Raw genomic sequence first — 18,495 nt, 5'->3', positions numbered from 1 at the left:
CGGTCAGACCTCCAGCACCGCGTCCGCGAATGCCTGCGGCGCCTCCTGCGGCAGGTTGTGCCCGACACCGCCGCCGATGGTCCGGTGCTCGTAGCGCCCGGAGAACTGCTTGCCGTAGACGCTGGGCTCCAGGTGCGGTGCGCCGTTGGCATCCCCCTCCAGGGAGATGCTGGGCACGGTGATCCTCGGTTTCGCGGCCAGGCGCTTCTCCACCTCGTCGTACTGCGGCTCGCCGGCGGCGAGGGCCAGTCGCCACCGGTAGTTGTGGATGACGATGTCGACGTGGTCGGGGTTGTCGAGCGCCGCCGCGCTGCGGTCGAACATCGCGTCGTCGAACATCCACTGGGGGGACGCGGTGTGCCAGATCAGCCTGGCGAAGTCGCGCCGGTTCCTGGCGTACCCTTCCCGGCCGCGCTCAGTGGCGAAGTAGTACTGGTACCACCACGCCAGTTCCGCCTTCGGCGGCAGCGGCACCTTGCCCGATTCCTGGCCGTCGATCAGGTAGCCGCTCACCGAGACCAGACCCCGGCAGCGCTCGGGCCACAGCGCGGCCACGACGTCCGCCGTACGCGCACCCCAGTCGAACCCGGCCAGCTTCGCGGTGTCGATGTGCAGGGCGTCCATGAGGGCGATGAGATCGAGCCCCATGGCCGCCGGTTCGCCGTTGCGCATGGTGTCGTCGGAGAGGAAGCGGGTGGTGCCGTAGCCCCGCAGGTACGGGACGACGACCCGGTGGCCGGCGTTGGTGAGCAGCGGTACGACGTCGACGAAGCTGTGGATGTCGTACGGCCAGCCGTGCAGGAGGATCACCGCGGGCCCGTCCGGCGGCCCGGCGTCCACGTAGCCCACGTTCAGGACCCCGGCGTCGACCTGTTTCACCTCGGCGAACGACCCCGCACCGGCCACCGCGATCGACCTCTCCCCGCGTCCCGAACTGCTCCGACCTGCTGGCCCTGCCGAATGTAGGGGCCGGTGACGGACCTGATGGCGCTTTGCGGCAAGGACCGCTGCACGGACGCCGAGCTGGGTAGGATGCCGGCCCGAAGTCAGCCGGACGTCTGCCACGAACGCGGGACGCGAACCGGACGACGGTGGAGGTCGTGGGGCCGTCGGGGGATGACCGTAGGGTGAGTGCATGGCTGAGCGACCTCTGACCCTGATGGCGGTGCACGCCCACCCCGACGACGAGGCGACGAGCACCGGTGGCGTGCTGGCCCGCTACGCCGCGGAGGGCATCACGACGGTGCTGGTGACCTGCACCGACGGGCGGTGCGGCGACGGCCCCGGCGGGGTCAAGCCGGGCGACCCGGGGCACGACCCGGCCGCTGTCGTGGCGATGCGCCAGGCCGAGCTGGAGGCCAGCTGTGCGGTGCTGAAGGTGAGCCGCCTGGAGACCCTCGGTTACGCCGACTCGGGGATGATGGGCTGGCCGACCAACGACCAGCCCGGCGCGTTCTGGACGACGCCGGTCGCGGAGGCCGCGGGTCGGCTCGCGGAGCTGATCCGGCAGCACCAGCCGGACGTCATCGTCACGTACGACGAGAACGGTTTCTACGGCCACCCGGACCACATCCAGGCGCACCGGATCACCATGGCCGCCGTTGAGATGACCGACAGCCCGGCGAAGGTCTACTGGACCACCGTGCCGCGTACGGCGTTCGAGCAGTTCGGCCGGATCATGCAGGAGCTCGGCGTGGAGTGGTCCGAGCCGGACCCGGCGGCGGAGCCGATGCCGCAGCTCGGCCTGCCCGACGACGAGATCAGCACCTGGGTCGACACGAGCAGCTATGGCGGGCAGAAGTTCGACGCGCTGGCCACCCACGCCAGTCAGACCGAGAACATCTTCTTCCTGCAACTGGGCCGCGAGCGGTTCACCGAGCTGATGGGTGTCGAGACGTTCGTGCGGGTCCGGGACCGGACCGGCGCGCCCACCCCCGAGGACGACCTCTTCGCCGGTCTGCGCTGACTGCGCGGGTCAGCTTCCGTAACGCCACCAGGCATCGTCGGCCACCCTGTCGACGTTGCCTGTCAGCGCGGTAGCAGAACGTCCCTGACATCCGAAAGTTTCGCGAGGCCGTCAAGCGACCCCGCGCAGGTCATATGACGAATTTCCGGAAGTTTTCAGCGTTGACGCCCGGACATAGACGGCCTTAACGTTTCGAGCAGGTTTCCGGTCACCGGCCGGAACTACCGGCCCCTCGCCCGGACCAGGGCGCTCGATTCCGAACCCCGCTCCCCACCCGCCCACACCGGACCCGCACCTTCTTGATCGACAATTGTCGATCAAGGGTCTGGAAAGGAAGGCACATGAAGCTGAGACAGTGGACGACCGTCGCCGTGGTCGCCGTCGCGACCGTCGCGGCGTTGAACACGGTGCCGGCCACCGCGAGCCGGCCCTACGACCCCACGGCGCAGAGCCTCGGCGCCCTCGGTCTGCGCCACGGCCTCCACGTCGGCACCGCGGTCAACATGGATGCCCTCAACGACGCCGGTGACCCGCAGTACCGCGCGCTGGCCTCCTCCGAGTTCACCTCGGTCACCGCCGAGAACGTGATGAAGTGGGAGGTCCTGGAGCCCACCCGCGGCACCTACAACTGGGCGGCGGCCGACCAGCTGGTCGAGTTCGCCAAGCGCAACCGGCAGAGCGTGCGCGGCCACGTGCTGGTCTGGCACAACCAACTGCCCGCCTGGCTGACCGCCGGTGTCGCCGACGGCTCCATCAGCAAGCAGGAGCTGCGCGAGATTCTGCGCAAGCACATCACCACCGTCGTCAACCGTTACAAGGGCAAGATCTGGCAGTGGGACGTGGTCAACGAGGCGGTCAGCGACCCGTGGGACACCCCGTCGACCCTGCACTACAAGGGCTTCTGGGCGCAGAACCTCGGGCCCGGCTACATCGCCGACTCGTTCCGCTGGGCGCGGGCCGCCGACCCGAAGGCCCTGCTGTTCTACAACGACTACAACATCGAGGCGTTCGGCTCCGGCAACCCGGCGGACGACAAGACCCAGTTCGTCTACGACATGACCAAGGGGCTGCGCGCACAGGGTGTCCCGATCGACGGCGTCGGCTCCCAGGGCCACCTGGGCACGCAGTACGGCAACTTCGACACCCTTCAGGTGACCGCCGCGCTGAAGAAGTTCAGCGGGCTCGGCGTCGCCACCGCCTTCACCGAGGTCGACGTCCGCAGTCAGATGACGGCAGGTGTCCAGGCCGGCAACTCGGAGGAGATCAACCCTCGGCTCCAGGCGTCGGCCGCCAACTTCAGCGTGCTGATGAAGGCGTGCCTCGCGGTGCGCAGCTGCCTGTCGTACACGGTCTGGGGTTTCAGCGACAGGTACTCCTGGGTGCCGGACTGGTTCGACGACCCGCCGGAGGGCCTGGCCACGATCTACGACGAGAACTACCAACCCAAGCGGGCGTACCAGGAACTGAAGTCGGACCTGATCCTCGCTGGACCGCCGTACGTCCTGCCGCGCATCACGCCCAGGCCCCGCCGCTGACCCGCGGACCCGGCTGATCCGACGGCACGTATGCCGGCGTAGGGCCGTGTGGGGCGCGGCGGAGCCCCACACGGCCCTTACGTCACCCGGACGTCGAGGTTCGACTCACGTTCGGACGTACCGGGCGGCCATCCGGACGCCATCGGAGGACTGGTGCCGGTTCTACCGGCTTATTGATGGTGTTGGTGTCACTATGGCAGGCGTGGGAACTGCGAAAACTGCCATGCCTGCGATCTCGCCGCTCACCGGCGACCCGATCAAGCGGGCCGATGCCGAGCGGCTTGCGGGGGTGCTGAAGGCCTTCGCCGATCCGGCGCGACTCCGGCTGCTCAGCCTGATCCAGTCCGCCCCGGAGGGTGAAGCGTCCGTCAGCGACCTCACCGCGGCGCTCAACCTCTCCCAGCCGACAGTGAGTCATCACCTGCGGATCCTCACCGAGGCGGGCCTACTCGAGCGGGACAAGCGCGGGGTCTGGGCGTACTACCGCCTGGTGCCCGCCGCGATCGCGCAGATCGCCGATCTGCTGACGCCGCCTCGAAAGCGGGCCACGAAGAAGGCCCGCTGACCCGGCGGCTGCCCCGTCACATCCGCTCCAGGGTGCGGATGCCGAGCAGGTGCAGCCCCTGCCGCAGGGTCCGGGCCGTCAGCTCGGCCAACAGCAGCCGACTCTCCCGCAGCTCGTCCGGCGCGCGCAACACCGGGCAGCGCTCGTAGAACGCGTTGAACGCGGTCGCGAGCCGATGCAGGTAACCGGCGAGCTGGTGGAAGTCGAGGCTCCGCTCCACCTCGGTGACCACCGCGCCGAAGCCGAGCAACTCGACAGTCAGCGCCCGCTCCGCCGGCTGCGCGAGCACGATGGGGGCGTCCCTCCGCGCCTCCGTGCCGGCACGCCGGAACACCGACCGGATACGGGCGTACGCGTACTGGAGGTAGGGCGCGGTGTTGCCGTCCAGGGAGAGCATCCGCTCCCAGTCCAGCACGTAGTCCTTCCTCCGATCGGTAGACAGGTCGGCGTACTTGACGGCGCCGATACCGACGGCCCGCCCGATCTCGGCAGCGGCCTCGGCGTCCAGGTCCGGGTTCCTGCTCCGGGCCAGGTCGGTGGCGCGGCCGACAGCCTCCTCCAGCAGCCCGACCAGCTTCACCGACTCGCCGGTCCGGCTGCGCAGCATCCGCCCGTCGGCGCCGAGGATCGACCCGAAGCCCAGATGCTCGGCCCGGACCGGCGGGCACAGCCAACCGGCCGCCTGGGCGACGGCGAACACCATCGCGAAGTGCTGCCGCTGCGGTAACCCGACCACGTACAACAACCGGGTCGCTCCCAGCTCACCGGTGCGCTGCCGCAGCGCGGCCAGGTCGGTGGCCGGATAGCCGTACCCACCGTCGCTCTTACGCACGATCAGCGGCAACGCCTCGCCGTCCCGGCCGGTGAACCCGGGTGGGAAGACGCAGTCGGCCCCGCCGCTGGAAACCAGCAGCCCCAACCGGTCCAGGTCGTCGACGATGCCCGGAAGCAGGTTGTTGTAGGCGCTCTCGCCCCGAAAATCGTCCTCGGACAACGTCACGTCGAGCAGGTCGTACACGGTCAGGAAGTACCGCTCGGACTGCTCCACCAGCAGCCGCCACAACCGCAGCGTCCGCTCGTCGCCGCCCTGCAACGCGACCACCCGCAGCCGCGACCGTTCCCGGAACGCCTCGTCGGCGTCGAACTTCACCCGGGCCGCCCGGTAGAAGCCGTCCAGGTCGCCCATCGACAACTCGTGCGCCGCTTCGGCTTCACCGAGGTCGGCGAGGTGCGCGATCAGCATCCCGAACGGTGTCCCCCAGTCACCCAGGTGGTTGACCCGCACCACCCGGTGCCCGAGCCAGTCCAGCAGCCGCACCGCCGCGTCGCCGATGACCGTCGAGCGCAGATGCCCGACGTGCATCTCCTTCGCCACGTTCGGCGCCGAATAGTCGACCACCACGGTCTGCGGTGCTGCCGCCAGCGGCACGCCGAGCCGGGCGTCGGCTGCCAGCCCGGCGACCAGGTCGGCCAGTGCCCGGTCGGCGATGGTGAGGTTGAGGAAACCCGGCCCGGAAACCTCCGCCGACACGCAGACGTCATCGAGCACCGCGTGCTCCAGCACCGCGGCGGCGATGTCGCGCGGCGGGCGGCCGAGCCGCCGGGCCAGCGCCAGCGGCGCGTCGGACTGGAAGTCCGCGCGCGGAGACCGCCGCACGAGCGGGTCGACAGGGGCGCCGGCCACCGCCGCGAACGCCGGCGCCAGCCGGTCGGACAACAGCTTTTCAAGATCCATGAGTACGCCGATCTCACTCGTACCCGCGCCGTCACGCGAGTCGTTGAAAGGGGAGATGCGGGCGGACCGAGGACGACCAGCGGATGACCGGCGGCTCGATCCGCCGGTCGCAGGAAACAGGTCAGCGCGGGCGGGCGACGGATCGCCGGCGTCGCCGCGCACCGACCAGGACGTCACACGACGGTCCGGTGCGGTGGGCGCTCACGCTGGTCATGCGGGGCAGCCTAACGGCCCGACAACAGTGGCGGCACCCCGTTTCCCGGGGCCGGTCCGGCCTCCGCCCACTGTCGTTTCGGACGACTCGTCGCAGGGAACTGCGTCGGAGAACAGACAAGGGGTGACCATGAGCCGACACGTGACACCGCCGACCTCCCGTACGCGAAGTCTGCTTGTGCTGGTCCCGCTGCTCGGCAGCATCGCACTCGCAAGTGCCTGCACCACGGCTGAGGACTCGCCCGACGCGACCCCGTCGAGCGCGGCGCCGACGACCGCGGGCGCGGCAACGAACCCGAGCGACCCGCCATCGTCGAGTGCGAGCGCTCCGGCGACCATCCCGACGTCAGCCTTCGTCGAGCTGCCCACCGAACTGCGGAAGTCCCCCCGACGGACGACGCCCGTCGAGGAGGCCCTGCCGAAGCTGTGCGCCAACGAGTTCGGCACCGGAGGTCGACAGGTCACCGCCAGCGCCGCGATGACCGTCACCTACAAGAAGGCCGGCGAACCGGAGACCAACGTGCCGCAGGGGATGATCCACCAGACCATCTTCACCTTTGAGGGCGACGGCGCCTCGGCGTACATGGCGCGCCTGCGCACCGCCGTGCAGGCGTGCCCCTCCTACGACCACTTCGGGAGCCCCGGCACCGTGAAGAGCCGGGCCCTGTCCGGCGTTGGCGACGAGGCGCTGCTGCTGGACCGGACGTGGGCCGGGACGAACCTGAACGGAGACCGCACCGGCGGCAGCTCGTCCAGCCAAATCGCCGTAGCGCGCGTCGACACCACGGTGACGGTCTTCGACGACCAGGGGTGGGAGGGCACCAACGGCGACCCCGCTATGGTGGACCGGGTCCTCCGCGACGGCGTACGCACCATCGACGCCTGGCAGCGGTAGGAGCCGGGCCGGGGACAACTGCGGCGGTACGTGTTCGCCCGCGCGTACATCCCCGGTGGTAGGCCCATCGACATCCTCGGCATGACGACTCACGTGCACTCCGGTTCATACGCTGCGGCGGTAACCGTCGTGGGACCGAAGGGAAACGTGATGTCGATCCGTCGCCTGCTCACCGCCGCCGTTGCCGGCGCTACCGGGGCAATCGCCCTGGCCGCCCCGGCAGCCGCGCACTCCTCCGTCCAGCCGACCGCCGCCACCGCCATGAGCTCCGGGCGGCTCGGCGCCAGCGTGGGCGTACTGCTGGGGTTGGTCGGTGCGGTCATCGGCGGGCTGGCCCTGGCCCGCCCCGCCGGTCGCCTCGGCACCGGCTCCGGGCTGCTCGGCGCCGTCCTGGCCCTGGCGGCGGGCCTGCTCGGTCTGGCGCTCGGAGGGCTGGTGGTGGCCACCTCCGACAGCGGCATCGGCACCGGCAACGGGCGGGGCGGCGCCTACCTCGCCGTGGCGGTCGGCCTGGTCGGCGTGGTCCTCGGTGGGCTGGCGCTGGCCCGCGCCCGCCGCACCGGCCGGCTGGCCGGCTGAGAGTGGCTCAGGATCGGGTGAGCCAGCCGGGAACGGTCAGACCCGACTCATAGGCGAGGATCACCAGCTGGGCTCTGTCCCGCACCTGCGCCTTGGTCATGATCCGGCTGACATGCGTCTTGGCGGTGGCCGGGCTCAGCACCAGTCGCGCGGCGATCTCGTCGTTGGACAGGCCCGCGGCGACGAGTGTCAGCACCTCACGCTCCCGCTCGGTGAGCACGCTCAGTCGCGGCCCGGGGTCCGGATGCCGGACCCGGGCCGCGAACTCGGCGATCAGTCGACGGGTGATCGCCGGCGCGATCAGCGCGTCACCGCGGGCGACCACCCGCACCGCGTGGATCAGCTCCGCCGGCTCGGTGTCCTTGACCAGGAAGCCGCTCGCGCCGGCTCGCAACGCCCCGTAGACGTACTCGTCCAGGTCGAACGTGGTCAGGATGATGACGCGGGCATCGGTGCGCGCGACGATCTGCCCCGTGGCGGCGAGGCCGTCCAGCACGGGCATCCGGATGTCGATGAGGACGACGTCCGGCCGCAGCCGCACGGCGAGCCGCACCGCCTCCGCCCCGTCGGCGGCCTCACCGACCACCTCGATGCCGTCCTCACCGTCCAGGATGGAGCGGAAACCGGCGCGGACCAGGGTCTGGTCGTCGACGAGCAGCAGCCGGATCACGCCCGCTCCCCCACCGGCGTCGGGTCGGGCCGCAGCGGCAGGCGGGCGCGGACCCGAAAGCCGCCGTCCGGCCGCGTGCCCGCGGTCAGCGACCCGCCCAGCGCCCGGGCCCGTTCGCGCATGCCGAGGATCCCACTGCCGGGCGCGCCCGGTGCGCCGGTGCCGTCGTCCTCCACCTCCACCAGCACGTCGTCGCGGTCGGGTCGGACGCGGACCACGGCGTTGGTGGCGCCTGCGTGCCGGGCCACGTTGGTGAGTGCCTCCTGGACGATCCGGTAGACCGCCAGGTCGACCTCCGGCGGCAGCGCCGGGATCTCCGCGAACTCGGTGCGGATCTCCAGCTCGGAACGCCCCGCCGTGGTGATCAGGTCGTCGAGGCGGTTGAGGCCCGGCGCGGGCACGATCGGCGCCTCACCCTCCTGCCGCAGCACGCCCAGCGTCGCCCGCAACTCGCGCAGTGTCTCCTTGCTGGTCTCCTTGATCGCGGTGAGCGCCTGCTCGGACCGGGCGGGGTCCGGTCGGTGCAACGCGGCACTGGCCTGCACGTTGATCAGCGAGAGATGGTGGCCGAGCACGTCGTGCAGCTCGCGGGCGATGCGCAACCGCTCCTCGGTGGCCCGTCGCCGGGCCTCCTCCTCCAGCCTCAGCTCGGCGGCAACCGCCCGGGCCTGCGCCTCGGCGAGGTAGGCCCGGCGGTTTCGGGTCACCCCGACGATGACCGCGACGAGCCAACCGGCGTGCAGCAGCGTCGCACCGTTCCTGGTGTCCGGGGAACGGTTGCCGCTGTCGGCGACGGCGAAGGCGATCACCGAGGCGAGGCCGAGCCCGATGGCGACCCGGAGATGGCCCTCGTCGACAACGGTGTAGAGCGCCACGACGAACACCAACATGATCGGGCCGGTCTTGTGCAACAACGCCCCGTACGCGCCGACGGCGACCAACGCCACCACGCCCACCGGCACCGGGTGGCGGCGGCGGACGTACAGCGCACCGGAGGAGGCCAGCACCGCCAGCAGCGCCGCCGACTCGGCTGCGGTGTCGATGCCGCGCGACTGCACCACCAGGCCGACGAGGGCCACCAGCCCGACGCCGAGCACCAGGCCCGCGTCCGCCGCCCGGCCACGCCACCGCGACCCTGACATAGGCCGAAGCCTAACCTCCGGCGTACAGGCGGGAGTACGCCCGAACCGTCGGACATGGCCGGCGCTCGTGCCCCCTCTTCCCCGTGTCGTTGCTCAGTGGTTGGTCGCGGTGCTCTGGTTCGGAAGCTGAGGCTCCCTGGTCAGGTTGGCGTCGTAGCCGGCGGCCTGGAGGGCGAACAGTTCGGCGTACCGACCGCCGGTGGCGACCAGCTCGTCGTGGGTGCCGGCCTCGGCCAGTCGGCCGTGGTGCAGGACGAAGATCCGGTCGGCGTGGCGGACGTTCGCGAGCCGGTGCGTGATGAGGATCGTGGTGGCCCGGCCTCGACGGTCGCGGATGGCCTGGAACAACGCGTCCTCGGCTCGGGGGTCGAGAGCGGAGGACGGCTCGTCCATGATCAGCAGTTCGGCGTCGCGCAGGAACCCGCGGGCCGCGGTGATGCGCTGCCACTGACCGCCGGACAGATCCTGACCTCTCGCGAAGGTACGGTCGAGCAGCGTCTCGTACCCGTGCGGAAGCTCGTTGATCATGTCGTGGGCGACCGCGCGGGCGGCGGCGGCCTCGATGAGGTCCTGCCGGGCCTCGGTGTCGACGTCGCCGATGGCGATGTTCGTCGCCGCGGTGAACGGCCACTTGTGGTATTCCTGCGTCACCACAGCGATTCGGGCCCGCAGCCCGGCGACGTTCCACTCCGACAACTGTCGGCCGTTCCATTCGATGCTGCCCTCGGAGGGGGCCCGGAGGCCGGCGATCATCGCGGCGAGGGTCGTCTTGCCCGAGCCGTTCTCCCCGACGAACGCGACCGTCTGGCCGGCGGTGATCGTCAATGTGACGTCGTCCACGGCGGGGGTGTCCCGGTCCGGGTAGCGCAGGCTCACCCTGCTGACGGTCAACTCCCGCAACCGTTCCGGACCGGCGGCGGCGGGTCGTGTCGCGTCCGGCAGGTAGGCGTCGGCGCGGGTCATGAAGCCGGTGTAGTCGCCGAAATGCTGGCCCTCGGTGTAGACGTGGTCCACCTGAAAGGTGGCGATGGCCAGGGACCGCTGCGCGGACTGCACCGCGATGACGCAGGTCGCGGCGGCGGCGAGCGGGATCTGCCCGTCCAGGAGCAGCAGGCCGAGCAGTGCGTAGACGGTGCCCGTGGCGAGACCGCCGATCATCGCCCCGACCGTGGTGGTCGTGGTGACCCGACGGGCCAGGGCGAGTTGGATGTCGGTCTCCACCTGCATCACCCGGTCGTACTGATCGAGCAGGAACCCGCGCAGCCCGTACGAGCGCAGTTCCGGGGCGGAGGCCCGTTCGGCCATCAGCTTGTGCAGCAGCCACAGTCGACGTCTGCGCACGGACCCGGCGGTGTACGTCTGGTAGCGCAGGTGCCCGGCCCGCAACGACGCCCACGCGTTGGGCACCGTGGCCACCAGCAGTGCCAGCAGCAGCAGTGGGTGGATGATGACGACGGCGGCCGCCACGGCGAGCAGCCCGGCCAGCCCGGCGAGCAGGTTCATCGACGCCTGCACCAGCCCGATCGTCGACTCGGTGCCCCGGGAGGCCCGCTCCATGTCGTCGGCGAACGCGTCGGCGTCGAACGCCTCCAGGCGTACCGCGGTGGACACCTCGAACAGACCCCGTTCCACCTCGCGGCTCACCCGCGGCGTCAAACCGTTCTGCGCGTACCCCGTGGCGATGCCCATCCCCGCGCGCAGCGCGACCGCCGCCGCCAGCACGGCCAGGGCGGGCATCGCCGCCCGCACCTTGTCCGCGGTCGGCCCGCCGGCGAACAACTCCACCAGCACCCGCTGCGTGGCCAACAGGCCGAAGGCGGCCATCACCCCCGCGCCGACCGTCGCCGCGGCCACCACGCCGGTACGCAGTCGGTCGGCGCGCCAGCTGATGCCCAGGGCTGTCCGTACGAGCCTGGGCAGCTCGGCGAAGACGGCGAAGACACCGGCCTCGGCTCGCGCCCGCACCCCCGTCTCCCACCACATCTCCCGCAGCTCTGGCAACACCGACTCGGTGCGCCCGGGACCCGGGTGGCCTGACCGGGTGCGGTGGGGCTCTGCGGCGGCGGTCTCGATCATGGTCGTACCTCCCGGGGCGGCGCACCGTCGCCGTCTCAGCCAGGGCAGGCGGATTGGCGGGTTCCTGGAGGATTGGACCACCCAGACATAGCCGTTAGCAATTGCCTGATCACTCGCAGTCATGAATGAACGGATGGTTGGCGGAAGGTCGCAGCACGCTCGCGCAACTCGCCAGCTGACCGCAGCGTCCCTGCTGATCAGCCCTTGCCCACGACGTCGAGGCGCGCTCGCAGCGCCGCGGCGATCTCGCCCGCCGCGACGATCTGATCCGGTGTGAGGGCGTCCACGAAGAGCTCACGGATGGCGCGCAGATGCGGATAGGTGGCCCCGGCGAACGCGTCGGCTCCGACCTTGGTGAGCAGCACCTCGGCTCCCCGGGGCACGGTGGCGCACTCCTGGCGCCGGATCAGGCCCCGTCGCTCCATCCGCCCCAGGTGGTGGGAGAGGCGGCTCCGCTCCCAGCCGATGTGTGACGCGAGTTCGGAGGACCGCATCGCCTGGCCCTGCGCCTCGCTGAGAGCGAGCAGCACGGCGTAGTCCCCCGTCGACAACGCGGAGTCGCCCTGTAGGCGGGACTCCAGGCGCGAACTCAGCGCTGCCGTCGTCTCGATGAAGTCCCGCCAGATGCGTAGCTCCTCGGCGGTCGGGAGCTGGCGTCCTCCCCGCCGGCCGGGTGTGGTGTCCGTCATGTCATTCTCCCGGGAATTGACGTGTCAATCGCCAAGTTAGCATGATTGACACGTCAACCGGCAGGAGGAGACGATGGCAGCAACAGGCTTCGAGCTGGGGCTCAACTCGTTCGGGGAGGTGGCCACCGACGGCGGCCGCGTCCTGAGCGACGCCGAGACCGTCCGGCTCCTCGTCAACGAGGCGCGACTCGCCGAGTCGGTCGGGCTCGACGTGTTCAGCGTCGGCGAGCACTACCGGGAAGGCCACAACGACTCGGCGACACCCGTCCTGCTCGCGGCGGCCGCGACGGCCACCGAGAGGATTCGCCTCGGCACCTCGGTCACGGTGCTCAGCACGAACGACCCGGTACGCCTGTACCACGAGTTCGCGACCCTCGACGCGGTGTCGAACGGGCGCGCCCAGATGGTTCTCGGACGCGCGTCGGCCACCGAGTCGTTCCCGCTGTTCGGCTACGACCTGACCGACTACGAGCGGTTGTTCGAGGAGAAGCTGGACCTCTTCCTGCGGCTTCAACGGGACGAGCCGGTCACCTGGTCCGGCACCGTGCGAAGTGCCCTGGTCGAGCAGCGCCTGCACCACGGATGCAGCCGGGTGGCATCCCGACGTGGATCGGCGTCGGGGGAAGCCCGAACTCGGTGATCCGCGCCGCCCGGCACGGACTCCCACTGATGCTCGCGATCATCGGCGGGCGACCCCAGCGGTTCGCCGGCCACGTCGAGCTCTACACCAAGGCGCTCGAACAGTTCGGGCATACCCCGCAGCCAATCGGGCAGCACTCTCTCGGCCTTGTCGCAGACACCGACGAGGAGGCGGTGGAGACGTGGTGGCGATACTGGCAGCCGGTGGTGGCCGCGCTGGCCGAGGAACGCGGCTTCTACAAACCCGACCGCGCGCGCTACGAGGCCGAAATCGACCACGGCGCGCTCTTCGTCGGGTCACCCGAGACGGTGGCGCAGAAGATCGCCACCGTCGCCCGCGACCTGCGACTGAGCCGCTTCGACCTGAAGTACGACATCATGCACCTGCCCCGCGAGGCACGCGCGCGCACCATCGAACTGCTGGGCAGTGAGGTCGCGCCGCGGGTCCGGGAGCTGCTGGCGAAGGAGCCCACCCATGTCTGATCTGTTGTTCGGCCTCGACACGTTCGGCGACGTACCGGAGGACGACTCCGGCAAGCTCGTCTCCCACGCCGCCGCGATCCGGCAGGTCGTCGACGAGGCGGTGCTCGCCGACCAGCTCGGCGTCGACGTCATCGCCCTGGGCGAGCACCACCGGCCGGAGTACTCGGTGTCGACGCCGGAGACGGTGCTGGCCGGCATCGCCACCCGTACGTCGCGGATCCGGCTGGCCTCCGGCGTGACGGTGCTGAGCTCCGACGACCCGGTCCGGGTGTTCCAGCGCTTCGCCACCGTCGACGCGCTGTCCCACGGCCGGGCCGAGGTGATCCTCGGTCGCGGGTCGTTCACGGAGTCGTTCCCCCTCTTCGGCTACGACCTGCGTGACTACGACACGCTGTTCGAGGAGAAGATCGAGCTGTTCGTGAAGTTGCTGGACGAGAAGCCGGTCAGCTGGAGCGGCACCCTGCGTGCGCCCCTGGAGAACGCCGACGTCTTCCCCAAGACGGAGTCCGGTCACCTGAGCACCTGGGTCGGCGTCGGTGGCTCGCCGCAGTCGGTCGTCCGCACCGCCCAGTACGGCCTTCCGCTCATGCTCGCCATCATCGGTGGCGCGCCCGAGCGCTTCGCGCCCTACATCGACCTGTACCGCCGGGCGGCCGATCAACTCGGCACGACGGCGCACCCGGTCGGAATGCACTCGCCGGGCTTCATCGCCGACACCGACGAGGAGGCCAAGGAGGTGTACTGGCCGCACTACCGCGTGATGCGCAACCGCATCGGCGCGCTGCGGGGCTGGCCACCGATCCGCCGCCAGGAGTTCGACTCCGAGGTGGAGAACGGCTCGCTCTACATCGGCTCCCCGGAGACCGTGGCCCGCCGGATGGCCCGCGCGATCCGCAGCCTCGGCGTCGGCCGGTTCGACCTCATCTACTCGGCCGGGGCGCAACCGGTGAGTGCCCGGATGCGCGCCGTGGAACTGTACGGATCCAAGGTGATCCCCATGGTTCGCGACATCCTGGCGAGCTGACCAGCGCACGCGTTTCGTACCGGAAGGACGACATGTTCGACAACGACCGGAGCCGGCTGGTGACCCTCGGCATTCTCGGGGCCGGCAAGGTGGGCACTGTGCTCGCCCGTCTCGCCGTCGCCGCCGGCTACCGGGTCCTGGTCGCCGGCTCCGGCGACCCCGCGAAGATCGCCCTCACCGTCGAGGTGCTCGCGCCGGGGGCGGTTGCCACCACCGCGGTTGACGCGGCAGCGGACGCCGACATCGTCATCCTCGCCCTCCCGCTGGGCAAGTACCGCAGCGTTCCCGTCGACGCACTGCGCGGCAAGCTCGTCGTCGATGCCATGAACTACTGGTGGGAGATCGACGGTATCCGCGCGGACCTCACCGATCCGCACACCTCGTCGAGCGAGATCGTCCAGGCCTTCCTGTCCGACTCGCGCGTCGTCAAGGCCTTCAACCACATGGGCTACCACGACCTTGAGGATGAGGCGCGGCCGGCGGGGACGACCGGCCGCAAGGCCATCGCGGTCGCGGGCGACGACACCACCGCCGTCACGGCGGTCGCCTCCCTTGTGGACGCGCTCGGCTTCGATCCGGTTGTCGCGGGCCCCCTGGCCGAGGGGGTACGGCTCGAACCGGGCAGCGAGATGTTCGGCGCGAACGTCAGCGCCGACGAGGTACGCGCCATGCTCGACCGTTTTCCCGAGTCGGAGCGCGGACGGACCATCGCGGCAGCCCGAGAGGCGTCGTAGTCGACAGTGGCGTCGCCCCTCAGACATTGTGCGCTGGGGCGTACCGGACGTCGGTCGACGCCTGACCGGCGACCAGCGGTCACCGGCCCTCAGCGCTGGTCGCGCGCGAAGGCCGCCCGTGGTTGGAGGCCCTGACCCGCCGCGTACTCCGCGTCGAAGGCGGCGCGGCCGAGCGCCTCGATCGCGGTGGTGCGCATCGTGGCGAGGTCGGCCGCGTCGTCCGGGTCCGGCACCTGGCCCAGCGCCGTGAACGCGGCGTCCGCGACACCGATCATCAGCGCCGCCCGCGCGTGATCGCCCTCGGCCGTCGCGAGCGCGGCGCCCGCGACGCAGACGTACGGCACGAAGTCCGCCCAGTCGTTGGCGAACACCCGCTCGCGGTTCTCGGCGAACAGTGCCCTCGCCGTTTCGAGATTGCCCAGCCCCAGTTCACAGAACGCAAGGTTGTGGAACTCGGAGTTGACCATCATCGGCCGGCCCAGCGACTCGTTGAGCGCGATGCTCTCCCGGTACAGGTCCCGAGCCCGCAGGAGATCGCCGGACATGCGCGCCACGCCGGCCAGCACGTGCCTCGGCCGTTCCTCCAGGCTGCGGTCGCCGGAGCGCAGCGCCACCTCCAGAGCTTCCCGGGCCCGCGCTTCGCCGCCCACCAGGTCGCCGCCGCGGATCGCCACCCGGGCCAGGCTGTAGCGGGCCTCCACCTCACCCGCCGGGTCACCGGCCGCCTGGGCCCGCTCGATCTCGGCCTCACTCATCCGCACCACGGCATCGGTTTCACCACGCCGAAAGGCCGAACGCACGCTCTCACTGAAGGTCACGAAGCCTCTCCTCCACCCATGTGTCCGAATCACCGCCCGGACGCCCTGACGGTGCCTGCCGCCCCGCCGTCCCGAGCTCGCGTCCGTCCGAGCGGCGAAAACCGATCAGGAATCGAGAAGCCCGACGGGCACGACCCGGCCTAGCCTTTTCCCAGGTCACCGGCAGCGCGCCTGACCTGACCAACGAGAGGGAGCCTAGATATGTCCGCGAAGACCTCCACGACCACCTCCGACGGCTTCAGCGCCGACGAGCGGGCCGCGATGAAGGAGCGCGCCGCCGAGCTGCGCGCCGAGGGCAAGAAGGGCGCCAAGAAGGCCGACGGGCTGCAGGCGATCCTCGACCGGATCGCGCAGATGGAGCCGGACGACCGCGCGCTCGCCGAGCGCGTGCACGTGACGGTGACCGCCGCCGCCCCGGACCTGACGCCCAAGACCTGGTACGGGATGCCCGCCTACGCGAACGCGGACGGCAAGATCGTCGTCTTCTTCCAGGACTCCGGCAAGTTCAACTACCGGTACTCGACTGTGGGCTTCCAGGACGCGGCCAACCTCGACGACGGAGACCTGTGGCCGGTGGCGTACGCGTTGCAGAAGTGGAGCCCCGCGGTGGAGAAGAAGGTCACCGAGCTGGTGAAGGCAGCGGTCTCCTGACCTACGCCCCGCTGCGTCCGCCCATCGGCACGGGCGCCGTCCGGCCCTCGCTGACCGGACGGCGGTGACGTGGACGATGATCGGGGTTCGGAGGCTGAGGGAGGCAGGCAGTGCGAACGATGTGGCACAGGCCGACAGCGGTGGGACGGGTCGCCCGGTGACGGGCCGGGCCGGTGAGGTGTTCGACACCACTCGGGCGGTGTCCGACATCGAGACGTTGCTCGCCGCGGATCTGCCCACCAGCGGCGCGACGGTCAGCGAGGGTGACCCGGCCACCGGGGAGTGGACCGGCACCCGGGGCGCGGGTTTTCGGATCATCCCGCTGTGGGAGAGCGAAGCCCTCACGGGCGTGTACGGCGCCGACTGGAACCAGGCCGAGGATGCCGCCGAGGCGAACCTGGCTCTCGTCGTCCGGGAGTCGGACCATCGGTGGGGCCCGCATCGCAAGGTCTCCATGCGCGTGCCGCTGTTTCGGCACCAGGCCCGCGCACCCCTGCCGGCGCTGTTCCAGGCCCTTGGCGACCTGGACTGCTTCGGCGACCTGACGGTCTGGGGGCCCACGGCGACCGGAGGCCGATGGATCGCGGTCTCGGTCAACCAGTGTGACGGCGACGCCCCAATGATCATGACTGCGGTCGTCAGTCATGCCCCGATCACCGAACCGGCGGAGTGACCGATGTCCACCAAAGACCATGCGCTGGCCATCGAGGCGGCGGAGGCCGGAGCCGCGGTGGTCCGTTCGCAGTACGGATCCTCGCTGACGCGCTTCGCGAAGGTCGGCACCGACTTCGCCACCACCGCCGACATCGAGGCGGAGAAGGCCATCCTCGACGTCCTGGGGGCGGCACGTCCGGACGACGGCCTGCTGGGCGAGGAGAGCGGACGCACGGGCACCGGCGGAAACGGACGTACCTGGCTGGTCGACCCGTTGTGCGGCACGCTGAACTACAGCGCGCGGACGATGCTGGTCTCGGTCAACGTCGCTCTACGCACCGGCACACACCTCGCCGTGGCCGCCTCGGCGGACCCGTTCAGCGAGGAGGTTTTCTGGACCGACGGCGTCGCCTCGTACGTCCGACGCGCAGGGACGGACCAACGACTCGTGCCGTCGGCCGAGTCGACGCTGGTCGACGTCAATCTTGATCCACCGTTTCCTCACCGGGACGTGTTCCTGGCCGCCCGGATGCTCGCCGACGACGGCTTCATCGCACAGTTCCGCCCACGTGTGGTCTCCAGCACCCTGGCCGTGGCCTGGGTGGCTGCCGGCCGCCGCGCCGCCTACGTGACGGACGGCCGCGACCTGCGCCAGAGCGTCCACTTCGCGGCCGGCATCGCCCTCTGCGAGGCGGCCGGTTGTGTGGTCACCGGGATCGACGGCCGGCCGTTGCACGCCGGCGGCGAAGGCCTCGTCGCCGCCGCGGACAAGCAGACACATGCCGCTCTGCTGGCTCTCATCCGCAGACAGCGCACCGAAAGGGACTGAAGGCCGAGGCCTGGGCCCGGCAGCTTGACATGAACCGTGGTTCAGGTTCTAGCGTCGGTGGTGGATCACGTTGACGGCCGGAAGGCGGACGAGCTGTTTCGCCGGACGTCCGTCACCCCAGCACTGCTGTCGGAGGAAATCTGATGTACCTGCCACGCCTTCTGCGCCCGCGCACCGTCGCGAGCGCACACTGCGACCTGCCCTGCGGCGTCTACGACCCGGCGCAGGCCCGCATCGAGGCCGAGTCGATCAAGGCGATCTCCGAGAAGTACCAGGCCAGCGACGACCCCGAGTTCCGCACCCGATCGCTGCTCATCAAGGAACAGCGGGCCGAGCTGGTCAAGCACCACCTCTGGGTCCTGTGGACCGACTACTTCAAGGCGCCGCACTTCGAGAAGTACCCCGAGCTGCACAGCCTCTTCAACGAGGCCACCAAGCTGGCCGGCGCCGGTGGCGCGAAGGGCGCCGCTGACCCGGCGGTCGCGGACCGGCTCCTCGGGAAGATCGAGGAGATCTCGAAGATCTTCTGGGAGACCAAGCAGAGCTGAACCGACCGGGACCGGGTGGCCAGGCCACCCGGTCCGGCGTATCACCTTTC

General features: G+C 70.5%; 20 protein-coding genes. 13 read left to right on the top strand and 7 right to left on the bottom strand.

The window, feature by feature from the left end; translation table 11 throughout:
• Nucleotides 1–3 precede the first annotated feature (3 nt).
• The gene (locus tag FBZ33_RS08195; RefSeq protein ID WP_255508765.1) at nucleotides 4–906 is read right to left on the bottom strand and encodes an alpha/beta fold hydrolase; all 903 of its coding nucleotides are present in this window, start codon (nucleotides 904–906) and stop codon (nucleotides 4–6) included.
• Nucleotides 907–1,135: 229 nt separating this feature from the next.
• On the opposite strand from FBZ33_RS08195, the gene FBZ33_RS08190 reads away from it, so the two are divergent.
• From FBZ33_RS08190 to FBZ33_RS08180, 3 genes are all read left to right on the top strand, one after another.
• The gene (locus FBZ33_RS08190; protein ID WP_088947104.1) at nucleotides 1,136–1,966 is read left to right on the top strand and encodes a PIG-L family deacetylase; all 831 of its coding nucleotides are present in this window, start codon (nucleotides 1,136–1,138) and stop codon (nucleotides 1,964–1,966) included.
• A gap of 341 nt (nucleotides 1,967–2,307) precedes the next feature.
• The gene (locus tag FBZ33_RS08185) at nucleotides 2,308–3,501 is read left to right on the top strand and encodes an endo-1,4-beta-xylanase (RefSeq protein WP_088947103.1); all 1,194 of its coding nucleotides are present in this window, start codon (nucleotides 2,308–2,310) and stop codon (nucleotides 3,499–3,501) included.
• 223 nt (nucleotides 3,502–3,724) lie between these two features.
• Nucleotides 3,725–4,066, top strand: coding sequence for a helix-turn-helix transcriptional regulator (locus FBZ33_RS08180; RefSeq protein ID WP_088947102.1), 342 nt, complete (start codon nucleotides 3,725–3,727; stop codon nucleotides 4,064–4,066).
• Nucleotides 4,067–4,082: 16 nt separating this feature from the next.
• On the opposite strand, the gene argS is transcribed toward FBZ33_RS08180, so the two are convergent.
• Nucleotides 4,083–5,801, bottom strand: a complete 1,719-nt coding sequence (argS, locus tag FBZ33_RS08175) for an arginine--tRNA ligase (RefSeq protein ID WP_141908574.1) — start codon at nucleotides 5,799–5,801, stop codon at nucleotides 4,083–4,085.
• A 343-nt stretch (nucleotides 5,802–6,144) separates the two neighbouring features.
• On the opposite strand from argS, the gene FBZ33_RS08170 reads away from it, so the two are divergent.
• Both FBZ33_RS08170 and FBZ33_RS08165 read left to right on the top strand, forming a co-directional pair.
• Nucleotides 6,145–6,909: a hypothetical protein gene (locus FBZ33_RS08170; protein ID WP_141908573.1), complete on the top strand. Its 765-nt coding sequence runs from the start codon at nucleotides 6,145–6,147 to the stop codon at nucleotides 6,907–6,909.
• Nucleotides 6,910–7,059: 150 nt separating this feature from the next.
• Nucleotides 7,060–7,488 carry a DUF6223 family protein gene (locus FBZ33_RS08165; RefSeq protein WP_141908572.1) on the top strand — a complete coding sequence of 143 codons (429 nt, stop codon included), beginning with the start codon at nucleotides 7,060–7,062 and terminating at the stop codon, nucleotides 7,486–7,488.
• A 7-nt stretch (nucleotides 7,489–7,495) separates the two neighbouring features.
• On the opposite strand, the gene FBZ33_RS08160 is transcribed toward FBZ33_RS08165, so the two are convergent.
• The 4 genes from FBZ33_RS08160 to FBZ33_RS08145 all read right to left on the bottom strand — a co-directional run bounded on the left by FBZ33_RS08160 (nucleotide 7,496) and on the right by FBZ33_RS08145 (nucleotide 12,065).
• Nucleotides 7,496–8,158: a response regulator transcription factor gene (locus FBZ33_RS08160; RefSeq protein ID WP_088947097.1), complete on the bottom strand. Its 663-nt coding sequence runs from the start codon at nucleotides 8,156–8,158 to the stop codon at nucleotides 7,496–7,498.
• Nucleotides 8,155–9,300: a sensor histidine kinase gene (locus FBZ33_RS08155; RefSeq protein WP_141908571.1), complete on the bottom strand. Its 1,146-nt coding sequence runs from the start codon at nucleotides 9,298–9,300 to the stop codon at nucleotides 8,155–8,157. Before FBZ33_RS08155 ends, FBZ33_RS08160 begins: the two co-directional genes overlap by 4 nt.
• A 93-nt stretch (nucleotides 9,301–9,393) precedes the next feature.
• Nucleotides 9,394–11,283, bottom strand: coding sequence for an ABC transporter ATP-binding protein (locus FBZ33_RS08150; protein WP_141912500.1), 1,890 nt, complete (start codon nucleotides 11,281–11,283; stop codon nucleotides 9,394–9,396).
• 290 nt (nucleotides 11,284–11,573) lie between these two features.
• Entirely contained in the window at nucleotides 11,574–12,065 is a 492-nt protein-coding gene (locus tag FBZ33_RS08145) for a MarR family winged helix-turn-helix transcriptional regulator (protein WP_141908570.1), read from the bottom strand.
• A 73-nt stretch (nucleotides 12,066–12,138) separates the two neighbouring features.
• Here FBZ33_RS08145 and FBZ33_RS33690 point away from each other — a divergent pair, with 73 nt between their 5' ends.
• Genes FBZ33_RS33690 through FBZ33_RS08130 form a run of 4 tightly spaced genes read left to right on the top strand, consistent with a single transcriptional unit; the run spans nucleotide 12,139 to nucleotide 14,945 of the window.
• Nucleotides 12,139–12,705 (top strand): LLM class flavin-dependent oxidoreductase, encoded by a 567-nt coding sequence (locus tag FBZ33_RS33690; RefSeq protein WP_221629445.1) that lies wholly within the window; start codon nucleotides 12,139–12,141, stop codon nucleotides 12,703–12,705.
• Between the two features lie 29 nt (nucleotides 12,706–12,734).
• Nucleotides 12,735–13,187, top strand: coding sequence for a hypothetical protein (locus FBZ33_RS33685; RefSeq protein WP_221629444.1), 453 nt, complete (start codon nucleotides 12,735–12,737; stop codon nucleotides 13,185–13,187).
• On the top strand, nucleotides 13,180–14,211 hold the full coding sequence (locus tag FBZ33_RS08135; RefSeq protein WP_141908569.1) for an LLM class flavin-dependent oxidoreductase: 1,032 nt from the start codon (nucleotides 13,180–13,182) through the stop codon (nucleotides 14,209–14,211). The genes FBZ33_RS33685 and FBZ33_RS08135 overlap by 8 nt, the downstream gene beginning before the upstream one ends.
• 32 nt (nucleotides 14,212–14,243) lie before the next feature.
• A complete protein-coding gene (locus FBZ33_RS08130) occupies nucleotides 14,244–14,945 on the top strand; it encodes an NADPH-dependent F420 reductase (protein ID WP_141908568.1) in 702 nt (233 codons plus the stop codon).
• A gap of 89 nt (nucleotides 14,946–15,034) precedes the next feature.
• Here FBZ33_RS08130 and FBZ33_RS08125 read toward each other — a convergent pair whose 3' ends face one another.
• Nucleotides 15,035–15,700, bottom strand: coding sequence for a tetratricopeptide repeat protein (locus FBZ33_RS08125; protein ID WP_221629443.1), 666 nt, complete (start codon nucleotides 15,698–15,700; stop codon nucleotides 15,035–15,037).
• Between the two features lie 264 nt (nucleotides 15,701–15,964).
• Here FBZ33_RS08125 and FBZ33_RS08120 point away from each other — a divergent pair, with 264 nt between their 5' ends.
• The 4 genes from FBZ33_RS08120 (at nucleotide 15,965) to sodN (ending at nucleotide 18,445) form a co-directional block, all read left to right on the top strand.
• Nucleotides 15,965–16,414, top strand: coding sequence for an iron chaperone (locus tag FBZ33_RS08120; protein ID WP_088947090.1), 450 nt, complete (start codon nucleotides 15,965–15,967; stop codon nucleotides 16,412–16,414).
• A 121-nt stretch (nucleotides 16,415–16,535) separates the two neighbouring features.
• A complete protein-coding gene (locus tag FBZ33_RS08115) occupies nucleotides 16,536–17,087 on the top strand; it encodes a hypothetical protein (protein ID WP_221629442.1) in 552 nt (183 codons plus the stop codon).
• 3 nt (nucleotides 17,088–17,090) lie between these two features.
• Nucleotides 17,091–17,897 carry an inositol monophosphatase family protein gene (locus tag FBZ33_RS08110; protein WP_141908566.1) on the top strand — a complete coding sequence of 269 codons (807 nt, stop codon included), beginning with the start codon at nucleotides 17,091–17,093 and terminating at the stop codon, nucleotides 17,895–17,897.
• Between the two features lie 143 nt (nucleotides 17,898–18,040).
• A complete protein-coding gene (sodN, locus tag FBZ33_RS08105) occupies nucleotides 18,041–18,445 on the top strand; it encodes a superoxide dismutase, Ni (protein ID WP_088947088.1) in 405 nt (134 codons plus the stop codon).
• Nucleotides 18,446–18,495: the final 50 nt, after the last annotated feature.

Source organism: Micromonospora sp. A202, from assembly GCF_006715105.1.
GTDB lineage: Bacteria > Actinomycetota > Actinomycetes > Mycobacteriales > Micromonosporaceae > Micromonospora > Micromonospora zamorensis.
This window is presented reverse-complemented; position numbering and strand designations above follow the sequence as displayed.

What these genes read in the sequence shown, in the direction of transcription:
- FBZ33_RS08190 (WP_088947104.1), top strand. Translation starts at nt 1,136, where the DNA reads ATGGCTGAGCGACCTCTGACCCTGATGGCGGTGCACGCCCACCCCGAC.
- FBZ33_RS08185 (WP_088947103.1), top strand. Translation starts at nt 2,308, where the DNA reads ATGAAGCTGAGACAGTGGACGACCGTCGCCGTGGTCGCCGTCGCGACC.
- FBZ33_RS08180 (WP_088947102.1), top strand. Translation starts at nt 3,725, where the DNA reads ATGCCTGCGATCTCGCCGCTCACCGGCGACCCGATCAAGCGGGCCGAT.
- argS (WP_141908574.1), bottom strand. Translation starts at nt 5,801, where the DNA reads ATGGATCTTGAAAAGCTGTTGTCCGACCGGCTGGCGCCGGCGTTCGCG.
- FBZ33_RS08170 (WP_141908573.1), top strand. Translation starts at nt 6,145, where the DNA reads ATGAGCCGACACGTGACACCGCCGACCTCCCGTACGCGAAGTCTGCTT.
- FBZ33_RS08165 (WP_141908572.1), top strand. Translation starts at nt 7,060, where the DNA reads ATGTCGATCCGTCGCCTGCTCACCGCCGCCGTTGCCGGCGCTACCGGG.
- FBZ33_RS08155 (WP_141908571.1), bottom strand. Translation starts at nt 9,300, where the DNA reads ATGTCAGGGTCGCGGTGGCGTGGCCGGGCGGCGGACGCGGGCCTGGTG.
- FBZ33_RS08150 (WP_141912500.1), bottom strand. Translation starts at nt 11,283, where the DNA reads ATGTGGTGGGAGACGGGGGTGCGGGCGCGAGCCGAGGCCGGTGTCTTC.
- FBZ33_RS08145 (WP_141908570.1), bottom strand. Translation starts at nt 12,065, where the DNA reads ATGACGGACACCACACCCGGCCGGCGGGGAGGACGCCAGCTCCCGACC.
- FBZ33_RS33690 (WP_221629445.1), top strand. Translation starts at nt 12,139, where the DNA reads ATGGCAGCAACAGGCTTCGAGCTGGGGCTCAACTCGTTCGGGGAGGTG.
- FBZ33_RS33685 (WP_221629444.1), top strand. Translation starts at nt 12,735, where the DNA reads ATGCTCGCGATCATCGGCGGGCGACCCCAGCGGTTCGCCGGCCACGTC.
- FBZ33_RS08135 (WP_141908569.1), top strand. Translation starts at nt 13,180, where the DNA reads ATGTCTGATCTGTTGTTCGGCCTCGACACGTTCGGCGACGTACCGGAG.
- FBZ33_RS08130 (WP_141908568.1), top strand. Translation starts at nt 14,244, where the DNA reads ATGTTCGACAACGACCGGAGCCGGCTGGTGACCCTCGGCATTCTCGGG.
- FBZ33_RS08125 (WP_221629443.1), bottom strand. Translation starts at nt 15,700, where the DNA reads ATGAGTGAGGCCGAGATCGAGCGGGCCCAGGCGGCCGGTGACCCGGCG.
- FBZ33_RS08120 (WP_088947090.1), top strand. Translation starts at nt 15,965, where the DNA reads ATGTCCGCGAAGACCTCCACGACCACCTCCGACGGCTTCAGCGCCGAC.
- FBZ33_RS08110 (WP_141908566.1), top strand. Translation starts at nt 17,091, where the DNA reads ATGTCCACCAAAGACCATGCGCTGGCCATCGAGGCGGCGGAGGCCGGA.
- sodN (WP_088947088.1), top strand. Translation starts at nt 18,041, where the DNA reads ATGTACCTGCCACGCCTTCTGCGCCCGCGCACCGTCGCGAGCGCACAC.